The sequence below is a fragment of the Salmonella sp. SAL04196 genome, assembly GCF_046550835.1.
Classification (GTDB): Bacteria; Pseudomonadota; Gammaproteobacteria; order Enterobacterales; family Enterobacteriaceae; genus Salmonella; species Salmonella enterica.
Genome location: NZ_JBGDXE010000002.1, coordinates 348390 through 361601, shown reverse-complemented (window position 1 = coordinate 361601; position 13212 = coordinate 348390). Strand labels below are relative to the sequence as shown.

The following is a 13212-nucleotide window of genomic DNA, read 5'->3' as shown; positions in this document are numbered from 1 at the left end:
CGATATTTTGTGATTCACATCAATTAATTCGCCACGATAAACCAGACGACTACCGTTTCTCTCGCCGATAAATGCCCGCTCTTAATAATATTTTTTTAAACGGGCAAAAATGAAGAATAAGTTACTACTGCCCGTTTTCGTGGCAATAATTTAATTCGGGCATTCAGTCTGTGGTTTTTTAAATTAAACATCTCAAACGGTCATTTTTTTATGAAAATTAAAGTGATGATAATCACAGAACGCTCTGCTCTCAGGTATAAATGTGACCGCCATCATATTAAAAGGCCTTTTTTATTTGAAAATGAATCCATGAGTTCATTCCGGACGCCAATTTATTACCGGTAAGAAAAGCGAACTCACCTAATTTTACGGTCTGGTGACCAGAACCGACCGCACGCAAAAGCTTCTGAACCGATGAGGATGCTATGGGAAACACAACAATACAAACGCAGAGTTTTCGTGCTGTGGATGCAGAGCAAAGCAAGAGCAAGCGCTACATTATTCCATTCGCCTTACTTTGCTCGCTATTTTTTCTGTGGGCCGTCGCCAATAATCTGAATGACATTTTACTACCGCAGTTTCAACAAGCTTTTACGCTAACTAACTTTCAGGCCGGACTTATTCAGTCAGCCTTTTATTTCGGTTATTTCGTCATTCCAATTCCTGCTGGGATTTTGATGAAAAAACTCAGTTATAAAGCAGGGATTATCACCGGGCTTTTTTTGTATGCTGTTGGCGCCGCATTATTCTGGCCTGCCGCCGAGATAATGAATTACACATTATTTTTAATTGGCCTGTTTATCATCGCCGCCGGTTTAGGCTGTCTTGAAACTGCAGCCAACCCTTTTGTTACGGTATTAGGTCCAGAAAGCGGCGGACATTTCCGGCTTAATCTGGCGCAAACTTTTAACTCCTTTGGCGCTATTATCGCCGTTGTGTTTGGGCAAAGCCTTATTTTGTCTAACGTGCCGCATCAATCGCAAGAAGCGCTTGATAAAATGACGCCGGATCAGCTTAGCGCCTATAAACACAGCCTGGTGTTATCGGTACAAACGCCATACATGATTATCGTCGCCATCGTATTAGTAGTTGCGCTGCTGATTATGCTGACCAAATTTCCGGCCCTGCAAAGTGACGATCATAGCGATGCTAAACAAAGCTCTTTCTTATCTTCTCTCTCCCGACTCATCCGTATCCGCCACTGGCGCTGGGCGGTGCTGGCGCAGTTCTGCTATGTGGGGGCGCAAACCGCCTGCTGGAGCTATCTGATCCGCTACGCCATTGAGGAGATCCCTGGAATGACGCCCGGTTTCGCCGCCAACTACCTGACCGGCACGATGGTGTGCTTCTTTATCGGCCGTTTCACCGGGACCTGGCTTATCAGCCGCTTCGCGCCGCATAAAGTGCTGGCCGCCTACGCCCTGTTTGCCATGCTCCTGTGTCTGATTTCCGCCTTTAGCGGCGGACATATCGGCCTGCTGGCGCTGACGTTGTGTAGCGCATTTATGTCAATCCAGTACCCGACCATCTTCTCGCTGGGTATCAAAAATCTGGGACAGGACACTAAGTACGGCTCGTCTTTTATCGTCATGACCATCATTGGCGGCGGTATTGTTACGCCAGTAATGGGTTTCGTTAGCGACGCTGCAGGCAAAATCCCGACCGCCGAACTGGTTCCGGCATTGTGTTTTGCCGTCATCTTCATTTTTGCCCGTTTCCGTTCACAAGCGGCGACAAACTGAACATTTATCCGAATAACGTGAGGAATCTGTCATGAAAAAAATCAGCTTACCGAAAATCGGTATCCGCCCGGTGATTGATGGACGTCGTATGGGCGTACGCGAGTCGCTCGAAGAGCAAACCATGAACATGGCGAAAGCGACGGCGGCGCTCATCACCGAGAAAATCCGCCACGCCTGTGGGACACAGGTGGAGTGCGTCATTGCGGATACCTGTATTGCCGGAATGGCGGAATCCGCCGCCTGTGAAGAAAAATTCAGTAGCCAGAACGTGGGCGTGACCATTACCGTTACGCCGTGTTGGTGCTATGGCAGCGAAACCATTGATATGGACCCGATGCGTCCGAAAGCCATCTGGGGCTTTAACGGCACAGAGCGTCCTGGGGCGGTTTACCTTGCCGCGGCGCTGGCGGCGCACAGCCAGAAAGGCATTCCGGCGTTCTCCATTTATGGCCATGACGTGCAGGATGCCGACGATACCTCCATTCCCGCCGACGTCGAAGAAAAACTGCTGCGTTTTGCGCGGGCAGGGTTAGCGGTAGCCAGTATGAAAGGCAAAAGTTACCTCTCCGTCGGCGGCGTGTCGATGGGGATCGCGGGTTCCATTGTCGATCATAACTTCTTCGAATCCTGGCTGGGCATGAAGGTGCAAGCGGTAGATATGACCGAACTGCGCCGCCGTATCGATCAAAAAATTTATGATGAGGCCGAACTGGAGATGGCGCTGGCGTGGGCGGATAAAAACTTCCGCTACGGCGAAGATCAGAATGCCTCGCAGTATAAGCGCAATGAAGCCCAGAACCGCGCGGTGCTAAAAGAGAGCCTGCTGATGGCGATGTGTATTCGCGATATGATGCAGGGCAACAAGACGCTGGCGGACAAAGGGTTAGTTGAAGAATCGCTGGGCTACAACGCCATTGCCGCCGGCTTCCAGGGCCAGCGCCACTGGACCGATCAATACCCGAACGGCGATACCGCCGAAGCGCTGCTCAATAGTTCTTTTGACTGGAACGGCATACGCGAACCGTTTGTCGTCGCCACCGAAAATGACAGTCTGAACGGCGTAGCGATGCTGTTTGGCCATCAACTCACCGGTACCGCGCAGATCTTCGCCGACGTGCGAACCTACTGGTCGCCGGAAGCCGTAGAACGCGTCACCGGCCAGGCGCTTAGCGGACTGGCGGAGCATGGCATTATTCACCTGATTAACTCCGGTTCTGCCGCTCTGGACGGTGCCTGTAAACAGCGCGACAGCGAAGGCAAGCCGACTATGAAACCGCACTGGGAAATCAGCCAACAAGAGGCGGATGCGTGTCTGGCGGCCACCGAATGGTGCCCGGCGATTCACGAATACTTCCGCGGCGGCGGCTACTCATCCCGTTTCCTGACCGAAGGCGGCGTGCCATTCACCATGACCCGCGTGAATATCATCAAAGGCCTGGGACCAGTACTGCAAATCGCCGAGGGCTGGAGCGTCGAACTGCCGAAAGCGATGCACGATCAGCTTGATGCCCGCACCAACTCTACCTGGCCTACCACCTGGTTTGCGCCGCGTCTTACCGGCAAAGGCCCGTTTACCGATGTCTATTCGGTGATGGCGAACTGGGGCGCTAACCACGGCGTACTCACCATCGGCCATGTAGGGGCGGACTTTATTACTCTCGCCGCGATGCTGCGTATCCCGGTATGTATGCACAACGTGGAGGAGGCGAAGATCTATCGTCCTTCCGCCTGGGCGGCTCACGGTATGGATATCGAAGGCCAGGATTATCGCGCCTGCCAGAATTATGGCCCGCTATATAAACGTTAATGCGGCTTAGCCCGCGGGCGCAGGCTTACCGGGCCTACGGGCGCGTGAACCGTAGGCCGGATAAGCGTAGCGCCATCGGGCGGCGTTTATGGAGTTATCTATGAAACAAGACGTCATCCTGGTTCTCGACTGCGGTGCGACTAACGTTCGGGCGATCGCCGTTGATCGCCAGGGGAAAATTGTCGCCCGCGCCTCAACCGCTAACGCCAGCGACATTGCCGCAGAAAATAGCGCCTGGCATCAGTGGTCGCTGGACGCCATCCTGCAACGTTTCGCCGACTGCTGCAGGTCACTCTCCAGCGCCCTGTCGGAGTGTGTTGTTCGCGGTATTACGGTGACTACTTTCGGCGTCGATGGCGCGCTGGTCGATGCGCAGGGTAAGCTGCTCTACCCGGTCATCAGTTGGAAATGCCCGCGAACCGCCGCCGTGATGGAAACGATTGAGCGCTTTATCTCGCCCCGGCAATTGCAGACGCTCTCCGGCGTCGGCGCGTTCAGCTTTAACACGCTGTATAAACTGGTCTGGCTTAAAGAGAATCATCCGCGCCTGCTGGAACAAGCTCACTGCTGGCTGTTTATCTCGTCGCTGATTAACCACCGTCTGACCGGCGAGTTTACAACCGATATCACTATGGCAGGCACCAGCCAGCTGCTGGATATCCATCAGCGCGACTTTAGTCCGGAAATCCTGCAGGCGACGGGCCTGGCGCGCCGCCTGTTCCCGCGTATCGTGGAAGCAGGCGCCCCGATAGGCACGCTACAGACAGACGCGGCCAGGCTACTCGGTCTCCCGGCGGGTGTGCCGGTGATCTCTGCCGGACACGATACTCAGTTCGCGTTATTCGGCGCTGGCGCGCAGCAAGGTGAACCGGTGCTCTCCTCCGGAACATGGGAGATTCTGATGGTGCGCAGCGGTCAGGTGGATACCTCGCTGCTCAGTCAGTATCCGGGCTCGACCTGTGAACTGGACAGTCAGTCGGGGCTTTATAACCCCGGAATGCAGTGGCTGGCCTCCGGCGTACTCGAATGGGTACGAAAACTGCTGTGGACGCCGGAAACGCCATGGCAAACGCTGATCGACGAAGCGCGCGCTATTCCCGCTGGCGCGGAAGGCGTGCGGATGCAGTGCGATCTACTCGCCTGCCAAAATGCAGGCTGGCAGGGCGTGACGCTCAATACCACCCGCGGCCATTTCTATCGCGCCGCGCTGGAAGGCCTGACGGCGCAACTTCAGCGTAATCTGCGCACGCTGGAGAAAATCGGCCATTTTAACGCCACAGAACTGTTACTGGTTGGCGGCGGCAGTCGCAACGCTTTATGGAATCAAATTAAAGCGAATCAGCTTGATATCCCTATCAAAGTGCTGGACGACGCGGAAACCACCGTGGCCGGCGCTGCCATGTTTGGCTGGTACGGCGTAGGCGAATTTAATAGCCCGGAACAGGCGCGTGCGCAGGTCAATTATCAGTATCGCTATTTCTGGCCGCAAACCGAACCTGAAATTATTGAGGGAGTATGAAATGCTAAAAACCATTTCACCGTTAATTTCCCCGACACTGCTCAAAGTGCTGGCCGAGATGGGCCACGGGGACGAAATCATTTTTTCCGACGCTCACTTTCCCGCGCATAGCCTGGGCCCGCAGGTGATTCGCGCCGATGGTCTTAGCGTCAGCGATCTACTGCGGGCAATCATTCCGCTCTTTGAGCTGGATAGCTACGCCCCGCCGCTGGTGATGATGGCCGCCGTGGAAGGCGACACGCTCGATCCCAGCGTTGAAGCGCGCTATCGCGATGCCTTGTCATTAGAAGCGCCGTGCCCGGATATCGTTCGTATCGACCGCTATGCGTTTTATGAGCGGGCGCAAAAAGCGTTTGCGATCGTTATCACAGGTGAGTGCGCGAAGTACGGAAATATTCTTTTAAAAAAAGGGGTAACGCCGTAATCTCTTGCCGGTGCGCCCGCATGACGCGGGCGTTCATCGAATGATGGGATGAGAAAAATGAAAGCGGCACGCCAACAAGCGATAGTCGATCTGCTGATCAATCATAAAAGTCTGACCACCGAAGCGCTGGCCACCCGGCTTAACGTCAGTAAAGAGACCATCCGCCGCGATCTCAGTGAACTACAGACGCAGGGAAAAGTGCTGCGTAATCACGGACGAGCTAAATATATTCATCGTGAAAATCAGGACAGCGGCGATCCATTCCATATCCGCCTGAAAAGCCATTATGCGCATAAAGCCGATATTGCCCGTGAAGCGTTAGCGTGGATAGAAGAAGGAATGACGATTGCGCTGGATGCCAGTTCAACCTGCTGGTATCTGGCCCGCCAGTTGCCGGATATTCCCATTCAGGTTTTTACCAATAGCCATCCTATCTGTCAGGAGCTGGGAAAACGCGAACGCATTGCGCTGATAAGTTCCGGCGGCCAGCTTGAACGTAAATATGGCTGTTACGTTAATCCGTCGCTTATCTCACAGCTAAAATCGCTTGATATCGATCTGTTCATCTTTTCCTGCGAGGGGATCGACAGCGGCGGCGATCTCTGGGACTCCAATGCGATCAACGCCGATTTTAAATCTATCCTGCTCAGACGCGCCTCGCAGTCTTTATTATTGATTGATAAAAGTAAATTTAATCGTTCAGGAGAGGCGCGCATCGGCCATCTGGATGACGTGACGCATATTGTTTCAGATGCGCCGCAGTCATAGGCCAGATAAGCGTGCGCCATCCGGCGCTGATGACGCGCCGGATGGCGGCAGCGCGTTTTTATCGCTCGTCGCGACGTCCGCCAACAGCCGCCCACAACCGACGCACGTGTACCGTCACTTCTTCGCGATCGTGATAAAGTTGACGCGCCTGGATCTGCGCATTAACGCCATGCTCATCCAACTGCGCCTGAAGATACGCCAGGTTATGCGACACCTCTTCATAGCGTTTTTTCATCGGCAGTTTAAGGTTAAAAATCGTCTCCCGACACCAGCCGTTCACCAGCCACTGCGCCATTAACGCGGTGACTTTGGCCGGCTTCTCCACCATATCGCAGACCATCCATGAAATATTATTCCGGTTCGGACGGTACCTGAAGCCATCCTCACGCAACCAGGTCACCTGTCCGGTGTCCATCAGGCTTTGCGCCATCGGGCCGTTATCTACGGAGTAGACCCACATATTGCGCTTCACTAACTGGTACGTCCATCCGCCGGGACAGGCGCCCAAATCCACCGCATACATGCCGTTCGCCAGACGTTCATCCCACTCATCTTCCGGGATGAAAACGTGGAGCGCCTCTTCCAGTTTCAGCGTTGAGCGGCTCGGCGCATCAGACGGAAACTTCAAACGCGGGATGCCCATATAAAACGGTGAATTGTTATGCGCGAACGAATAACCGGTATAGCAACATCCTGGCGCGATAAAAAAGACATGAACGACCGGACGCTTCGGCGTTTCATAATTCGTCAATACGCCCGCATCACGCAAAGCCGCGCGCAGCGGCACCGTAAATTTGCGGCAGAACTTCATCAGTTCTTTACTTTCATTGGTGTCGGCGACTTCAACCCGCAGCTCGCCGCCCTTTTCCACTACGCCCTGCAACATGCCGACAATCGGCGTAATTCGGTCTTCCGGCGGTAAATGTTGCAACAGTTCACCCACCACAAACCACTGGCGGGCGAAAATCAGCGAACTGAACGGCAGTTCTGAAATCAGCTTTTCGCCATCTTCCGGCTGGTAGCATTCATAAATGACATAGCCTGCGTTCTCTTTTACGCGTGCAAAACCAAATATTTCCCGTTTTCCCGCTTTATCGGTAATTTCTGCAGCGCACTCTTTTTCAAACCCCGGACGGCAGAGCAAGACAACTTTATTCATGGCTCGCGCCCTTACGTTTCATACGAATGGCGCCAATCAGCAATAGCGCCCAGCCCACCAGGAAACTGACGCCGCCGACAGGCGTGATATACGCCCACAGGCGCAGATGCGAAAGCGCAAGGCAGTACAGACTGCCGCTAAACAGCACCGTGCCCAGCGCCAGAAAAACGCTGCTCCAGTAAAACCAGATGCTGATACGGCGCTGCATCGCCACCGCCAGGCCAAAGATCGCCAGCGTATGGAACGCCTGATATTGCAGGCCGGTCTGAATCCAGCCCATTTCAACCACGCCCAGGGTTTTACTCAAAACATGCGCCCCGAACGCGCCCAGAGCAACGTAAATAAAACCGCTGATAGCGGCGACAATCAGCATAAAACGGCTGGTCATGGTCATACCCTAAGTTAATTATTGTTCGTAACGAAAACGGAATTTTTCTTGCTCCGTCGCCGCCTTCGCCAAAATCCACTGACGGAAGGCGGCTATTTTACCCAGTTCTGCCTGGCTGTCATGACAAACCAGATAAAAAGCATTCTTACTCACCAGAACATCGTTAAATGGACACACCAGTCGCCCGGCTTCAATTTCCGACTGCGCCATAACATTATTCGCCAGCGCGATCCCCTGTCCGTGAATAGCGGCCTGTAACACCATCGCGCTGTGGCTAAATATCGGCCCTTGCTGAACGTTAATATGGTTGAGCCCTAACTGACGAGTATAGGCCTGCCAGTCACGCCGGGAGGCATCGTGCAATAGCGTGTGTTTCGCCAGATCTTCCGGCGTTTTTAACGGTTTTTCGCCTGTGAGCAATAAAGGAGAACAGACGGGCAGTAAATATTCTGCGTATAATTTTTCGACGCGCAAGCCCGGCCAGTTTCCCCGGCCATAAAAAATCGCGACATCGACATCGTCTGCCAGTTTATCTTCCTGACGGTCAACGGCTTGTATCCGAACGTCAATTCCCGGATAAGCTGAGTTAAAGCTGGAGAGTCTGGGCACCAGCCACTGGATGGCAAAACTGGGCGGTAAACTCACCGTCAGCGCCCCTTTGGCACTGCGCGCCTGGAGCTTACGCGTTGCTTCCGTGAGCTGGGAAAATATCTCTTTAATATCGAGAAAATAGCTTTGGCCTTCTTCCGTCAGCAGCAGCGAACGATTGCGGCGGCGGAACAGTTTTAGCCCCAAAAAATCCTCAAGTGACTTAATTTGGTGGCTTACTGCGGCCTGCGTCACAAAAAGTTCTTCCGCTGCTCGCGTAAAGCTCAAATGGCGCGCGGCAGCATCAAAAACGCGTAACGCATTTAAAGGAGGTAATCGTTTTGACATGGCCTCTGGACTTAATGTCGAATGAATTTAACAAATAGGTAACAATATGTAACCTATTAGTTTTTTTAATCTGAGACATTATAAATTGTCCGTTGAGGTTCTACCAGCAAATACCTATAGTGGCGGCACTTCCTGAGCCGGAACGAAAAGTTTTATCGGAATGCGTGTTCTGATGGGCTTTTGGCTTACGGTTGTGATGTTGTGTTGTTGTGTTTGCAATTGGTCTGCGATTCAGACCACGGTAGCGAGACTACCCTTTTTCACTTCCTGTACATTTACCCTGTCTGTCCATAGTGATTAATGTAGCACCGCCATATTGCGGTGCTTTTTTTTGTATAACAAACGGTTAGTTTTCCAGAGCCACCATCTCTTTCACGTCAGTACGATTGATCTGCTGTTTGTTGCCATTAGCGTCTTTATACGAAATCATACCGGTATCGTTATCGGTCTGGGGTTTACCGTCGGTCACAATGCTACGTCCATCATTGGTGTGCATAACGTAATTAGGACCGGAACAGGCGCTCAGGGCAAAAGTCAGCATACATGCAGAGATAATTGCGGCAGTCTTTTTCATCTTCTTCTCCTTAAAGCTGTTTGTGCTATTTAAAGCGGACTCCGTAACAGGCTTAAACATTCGCCTAACATTATTCAGCATAACCTCCTTTACATAATTCGCCAGGATATACAGACGATTCCGATGGTTAGGACAAACCTTGTATCAGCCGCGCTTTTACGCCACGATCGGTAAACTGAACCGAGGAATATCATGAACGCTTTTAATCCCACGCAGTTTCGCGCGCAGTTTCCCGCGCTAGCCGATGCGGGTGTTTATCTCGATAGCGCCGCCACGGCATTAAAGCCACAGGCAGTCATTGACGCCACGCACCAGTTTTATTGTTTGAGCGCCGGTAACGTTCATCGTAGCCAGTTTGCACAGGCGCAGCGCCTGACGGCGCAATATGAAGCGGCCAGAGCAAAAGCAGCGCGACTGTTAAACGCGCCCGATGAAAAAAGTATCGTCTGGACTCGCGGCACCACCGAAGCGATCAACATGGTGGCGCAGTGTTACGCCCGTCCTCGTCTGCGCCCCGGCGATGAAATTATCGTTAGCGTCGCCGAGCATCACGCCAACCTTGTGCCCTGGCTGATGGTGGCGCAACAAACCGGCGCGCAGGTCATAAAACTGCCGCTTAATGACCGACGTCTTCCTGATGTTGAGCGTCTGCCGGAACTGATCACATCGCGCAGCCGGATTCTGGCGCTGGGGCAAATGTCGAACGTAACGGGCGGCAGCCCGGATCTCGCAAGCGCTATCAGCGCCGCTCACGCGGCGGGAATGGTAGTGATGGTAGATGGCGCGCAAGGAGCGGTACACTTCCCGGCGGATGTCCAGCAGCTTGATATCGATTTTTATGCTTTTTCCGCTCACAAACTGTATGGCCCGACCGGTATCGGCGTGCTGTACGGTAAGCCGGAGCTTCTTGAGGCGATGTCGCCCTGGCTCGGCGGCGGCAAGATGATCCGTGACGTTAGCTTTGAAGGCTTCACCACTCAAAGCGCTCCCTGGAAACTGGAAGCGGGGACGCCGAACGTCGCCGGGGTCATCGGCCTGAGCGCTGCGCTGGAATGGCTGTCCGATATCGATATTGAACAGGCCGAAAACTGGAGCCGCGGGCTGGCGACGCTGGCGGAAGACGCACTGGCGAAACGTCCGGGCTTTCGTTCGTTCCGCTGCCAGGACTCCAGCCTGCTGGCCTTTGATTTTGTCGGCGTGCACCACGGCGATATGGTGACGCTGCTGGCGGAATACGGTATTGCGCTCCGGGCCGGGCAACATTGCGCCCAGCCATTGCTGGCGGAACTTGGCGTCACAGGGACTCTGCGCGCCTCTTTTGCGCCGTATAATACCCAACATGATGTGGATGCGTTGGTTAACGCCGTTGACCGCGCGCTGGAACTGCTGGTGGATTAATGACAAACCCTCTTTATACCGGACACCCGTTCGGCACAACGGTAACGGAAGAGACGTTACGCGCTATCTTTCTCCCGCTGACCCAGTGGGAGGATAAATATCGTCAGTTGATTCTGTTAGGAAAACAGCTCCCCGCTCTGCCGGATGAATGCAAAGCGCAGGCGAAAGAGATAGCCGGCTGCGAGAACCGCGTCTGGCTGGGCTTTACCCGATCAGATAACGGAATGATGCACTTTTTCGGCGACAGTGAGGGGCGGATTGTCCGCGGCCTGCTGGCGGTATTGCTCACCGCAGTGGAAGGAAAAAACGCCGCCGAATTACAGGCTCGTTCACCGCTGGCGCTGTTTGATGAGCTGGGTTTACGCGCCCAGCTTAGCGCCTCACGCAGTCAGGGGCTGAACGCGCTGAGCGAAGCGATTGTTGCCGCAACGCATAAGGGTTGAAATAGCGTAAATATTCTGTCGCCTGACAGCGCCGTCCGCGGCGGTCAGGCGATGCAGATAAAATAATCCAGTCACTTTATTAGTTTCGGCGTCAGATTTCCCTGATAAACATTCTTTTGATTTTTATCAGCTATCACAATGAAATTACAATGTTAGAATCCATGTTAAAACGGCGTGAAGATTTTAGAGTAAATAAAGCCACTCGATGTAGCGTAGCAGGAGAACTGGAAAATTCATACGCATCGGGTGAAGTTATAACAGGATATGGATAAGTGGAAAAATATCTGCGTAGCGGTACCATGTTTGTGGTACTGGCATTTATATTATGGGGGTTAACACCTTTATATTATCAATATTTATCAGGGGGAAATCTCGCACAAATATTGATATACCGGGTGTTCTGGTCAATTCCATTATTACTGGCAGTAAGATTGTTATTTCGGCAGCGAACGCGATTTCATGATGCCTGGAAAGATAAAAAATCTTTTTTCTTCTGCATGATCGCCGGACTTTTGATGATTGTCTCATGGTCATCTTTTATTTATGCGCTAACCCATCATCTGGTACTTGATGCCAGCCTCGGCTATTTTATCAACCCGCTATTTGTTATTGCGCTGGGATGCATTTTTCTTAAAGAAAAACTGTCGTTGTTTCAGGCCATCGCCGTTTTTTCTGGTGTCTGTGGCCTGACTTTTCAAATTATCATGCTACGGCATTTCCCGGCGCTGGCGCTAACCATGGGATTATCATTTGCGCTATATGGCCTGGCGCGAAAGTTTATACATTATGATGTGATGACATCGATAACGATTGAAACATTATGGGCATTACCTGTCTCACTATTAATTTTTCTCTTTAGCGACACTGGACCAATTATATCCGCTAATACTCCTTTCTTTTTGTATGTTATGACGGCGCCAGTGACAATCATTCCACTGGTATTATTTGCCATCGCGTTAAATCACACCTCGTTGATTGTCACCGGACTGGCGCAATATATAGAGCCGTCTTTACAGTTCTTACTTGCCATTATGATATTTGGCGAGCACATTAATTACGCGGAACTGCTCTGCTTTTGTGCAGTATGGTTCGGGTTGTTTCTATGCATATCTGAAAATTTATATTCCCATTATCTCCGCGCCCGTCTGAAACCGGTGTTCGGCAGGGTACAGCGCTTCTTTCGCTAACAAAGGGCGCAGGGCCGGATACGCGTCTGCGTGACACTCCGCCCCGTCCTTTTATTCTTGTCGCGCCGCTTTAGCCATGATCTTCTTCAGCGCATGGGAAACGGCGACAAAACCGAACGTTGCCGTCACCATCGTCGCCGCGCCGAAGCCAGAGGCGCAATCCATCCGTTTTGGCCCTTCTGCGGTAGCTTTCATCGCGCATACGGAACCGTCCGCCTGTGGGTAAACCAGCGCTTCAGTGGAAAAAACGCAGTCCACGCCCAGTTTACCTTTACTGTTCTTCACTACGCCAAAATTATGTTTCAATCTCTCACGCAGTTTTGCCGCCAGCGGATCCTGGATGGTTTTCGCCAAATCAGCGACCTGGATTTGCGTCGGATCGATCTGCCCGCCTGCGCCGCCAGTGGTCACTAAAGGAACCTTATATCGGCGACAGTACGCAATCAGCGCGGCTTTTGGACGAACGCTGTCAATGGCGTCAATGACATAGGTAAAACCCGCGTCCATATAACCCGCCACATTATCCGGCGTGATGAAATCATCGATAACCGTTACCCGGCACTCCGGGTTAATTTGACGAATCCGTTCGGCCATCACTTCCGCTTTCGCCAACCCGACGTTATCACGCAACGCATGGATCTGACGGTTCGTATTGGTCACGCAGACATCGTCCATATCAATCAGCGTAATCGCGCCGATGCCCGTACGCGCCAGCGCCTCTGCCGCCCATGATCCCACCCCGCCGATTCCCACGACGCAGATATGCGCCTCAGCAAACCGCTGCAGCGCTTTTTCACCGTACAGACGCGCGGTGCCGCCAAAGCGTTGGCGCCAGGCATCACTTATCACCACTGACATATGACCTCA

The 13212-nt window shown here is 52.7% G+C and carries 13 protein-coding genes; 8 read left to right on the top strand and 5 right to left on the bottom strand.

Features of this window, described 5'->3' with window-relative positions; all coding sequences use genetic code 11:
- Nucleotides 1-425 precede the first annotated feature (425 nt).
- The 5 genes from fucP to fucR all read left to right on the top strand — a co-directional run bounded on the left by fucP (nucleotide 426) and on the right by fucR (nucleotide 6260).
- Nucleotides 426-1742, top strand: coding sequence for an L-fucose:H+ symporter permease (gene fucP / locus ACLJPE_RS11255; RefSeq protein WP_000528622.1), 1317 nt, complete (start codon nucleotides 426-428; stop codon nucleotides 1740-1742).
- Nucleotides 1743-1773: 31 nt separating this feature from the next.
- On the top strand, nucleotides 1774-3549 hold the full coding sequence (fucI, locus tag ACLJPE_RS11250) for an L-fucose isomerase (protein ID WP_000724130.1): 1776 nt from the start codon (nucleotides 1774-1776) through the stop codon (nucleotides 3547-3549).
- A 100-nt stretch (nucleotides 3550-3649) separates the two neighbouring features.
- Nucleotides 3650-5068 (top strand): L-fuculokinase, encoded by a 1419-nt coding sequence (gene fucK, locus ACLJPE_RS11245; protein WP_000806779.1) that lies wholly within the window; start codon nucleotides 3650-3652, stop codon nucleotides 5066-5068.
- A gap of 1 nt (nucleotide 5069) precedes the next feature.
- On the top strand, nucleotides 5070-5492 hold the full coding sequence (gene fucU, locus ACLJPE_RS11240) for an L-fucose mutarotase (RefSeq protein ID WP_000920848.1): 423 nt from the start codon (nucleotides 5070-5072) through the stop codon (nucleotides 5490-5492).
- Between the two features lie 57 nt (nucleotides 5493-5549).
- A complete protein-coding gene (gene fucR, locus ACLJPE_RS11235) occupies nucleotides 5550-6260 on the top strand; it encodes an L-fucose operon activator (RefSeq protein WP_000642331.1) in 711 nt (236 codons plus the stop codon).
- Nucleotides 6261-6318: 58 nt separating this feature from the next.
- Here fucR and rlmM read toward each other — a convergent pair whose 3' ends face one another.
- The 4 genes from rlmM to ACLJPE_RS11215 form a co-directional block, all read right to left on the bottom strand.
- Nucleotides 6319-7419 (bottom strand): 23S rRNA (cytidine(2498)-2'-O)-methyltransferase RlmM, encoded by a 1101-nt coding sequence (gene rlmM, locus ACLJPE_RS11230; RefSeq protein ID WP_001045494.1) that lies wholly within the window; start codon nucleotides 7417-7419, stop codon nucleotides 6319-6321.
- On the bottom strand, nucleotides 7412-7807 hold the full coding sequence (locus ACLJPE_RS11225; RefSeq protein ID WP_000203913.1) for a DUF423 domain-containing protein: 396 nt from the start codon (nucleotides 7805-7807) through the stop codon (nucleotides 7412-7414). Before ACLJPE_RS11225 ends, rlmM begins: the two co-directional genes overlap by 8 nt.
- An 18-nt stretch (nucleotides 7808-7825) precedes the next feature.
- A complete protein-coding gene (gcvA, locus tag ACLJPE_RS11220) occupies nucleotides 7826-8743 on the bottom strand; it encodes a glycine cleavage system transcriptional regulator GcvA (RefSeq protein ID WP_000044409.1) in 918 nt (305 codons plus the stop codon).
- 346 nt (nucleotides 8744-9089) lie between these two features.
- Nucleotides 9090-9317, bottom strand: a complete 228-nt coding sequence (locus ACLJPE_RS11215; protein ID WP_000750393.1) for a YgdI/YgdR family lipoprotein — start codon at nucleotides 9315-9317, stop codon at nucleotides 9090-9092.
- Nucleotides 9318-9509: 192 nt separating this feature from the next.
- On the opposite strand from ACLJPE_RS11215, the gene csdA reads away from it, so the two are divergent.
- The 3 genes from csdA (at nucleotide 9510) to rarD (ending at nucleotide 12345) form a co-directional block, all read left to right on the top strand.
- Nucleotides 9510-10715, top strand: a complete 1206-nt coding sequence (csdA, locus tag ACLJPE_RS11210) for a cysteine desulfurase CsdA (protein ID WP_039512802.1) — start codon at nucleotides 9510-9512, stop codon at nucleotides 10713-10715.
- The gene (gene csdE, locus ACLJPE_RS11205; protein WP_000184197.1) at nucleotides 10715-11158 is read left to right on the top strand and encodes a cysteine desulfurase sulfur acceptor subunit CsdE; all 444 of its coding nucleotides are present in this window, start codon (nucleotides 10715-10717) and stop codon (nucleotides 11156-11158) included. Before csdA ends, csdE begins: the two co-directional genes overlap by 1 nt.
- 299 nt (nucleotides 11159-11457) lie before the next feature.
- Nucleotides 11458-12345 (top strand): EamA family transporter RarD, encoded by an 888-nt coding sequence (gene rarD / locus ACLJPE_RS11200; protein WP_014343890.1) that lies wholly within the window; start codon nucleotides 11458-11460, stop codon nucleotides 12343-12345.
- 51 nt (nucleotides 12346-12396) lie between these two features.
- Here the strand turns inward: rarD and tcdA are convergent, their stop codons facing one another.
- Nucleotides 12397-13203 carry a tRNA cyclic N6-threonylcarbamoyladenosine(37) synthase TcdA gene (tcdA, locus tag ACLJPE_RS11195; RefSeq protein WP_000117742.1) on the bottom strand — a complete coding sequence of 269 codons (807 nt, stop codon included), beginning with the start codon at nucleotides 13201-13203 and terminating at the stop codon, nucleotides 12397-12399.
- Nucleotides 13204-13212 lie beyond the last annotated feature (9 nt).

Excerpts from the sequence above, each read along its gene's own strand:
- tcdA (WP_000117742.1), bottom strand. The coding sequence starts at position 13,203 with ATGTCAGTGGTGATAAGTGATGCCTGGCGCCAACGCTTTGGCGGCACC.
- fucP (WP_000528622.1), top strand. The coding sequence starts at position 426 with ATGGGAAACACAACAATACAAACGCAGAGTTTTCGTGCTGTGGATGCA.
- fucI (WP_000724130.1), top strand. The coding sequence starts at position 1,774 with ATGAAAAAAATCAGCTTACCGAAAATCGGTATCCGCCCGGTGATTGAT.
- fucU (WP_000920848.1), top strand. The coding sequence starts at position 5,070 with ATGCTAAAAACCATTTCACCGTTAATTTCCCCGACACTGCTCAAAGTG.
- fucK (WP_000806779.1), top strand. The coding sequence starts at position 3,650 with ATGAAACAAGACGTCATCCTGGTTCTCGACTGCGGTGCGACTAACGTT.
- rlmM (WP_001045494.1), bottom strand. The coding sequence starts at position 7,419 with ATGAATAAAGTTGTCTTGCTCTGCCGTCCGGGGTTTGAAAAAGAGTGC.
- fucR (WP_000642331.1), top strand. The coding sequence starts at position 5,550 with ATGAAAGCGGCACGCCAACAAGCGATAGTCGATCTGCTGATCAATCAT.
- ACLJPE_RS11225 (WP_000203913.1), bottom strand. The coding sequence starts at position 7,807 with ATGACCAGCCGTTTTATGCTGATTGTCGCCGCTATCAGCGGTTTTATT.
- csdE (WP_000184197.1), top strand. The coding sequence starts at position 10,715 with ATGACAAACCCTCTTTATACCGGACACCCGTTCGGCACAACGGTAACG.
- gcvA (WP_000044409.1), bottom strand. The coding sequence starts at position 8,743 with ATGTCAAAACGATTACCTCCTTTAAATGCGTTACGCGTTTTTGATGCT.
- rarD (WP_014343890.1), top strand. The coding sequence starts at position 11,458 with ATGTTTGTGGTACTGGCATTTATATTATGGGGGTTAACACCTTTATAT.
- ACLJPE_RS11215 (WP_000750393.1), bottom strand. The coding sequence starts at position 9,317 with ATGAAAAAGACTGCCGCAATTATCTCTGCATGTATGCTGACTTTTGCC.
- csdA (WP_039512802.1), top strand. The coding sequence starts at position 9,510 with ATGAACGCTTTTAATCCCACGCAGTTTCGCGCGCAGTTTCCCGCGCTA.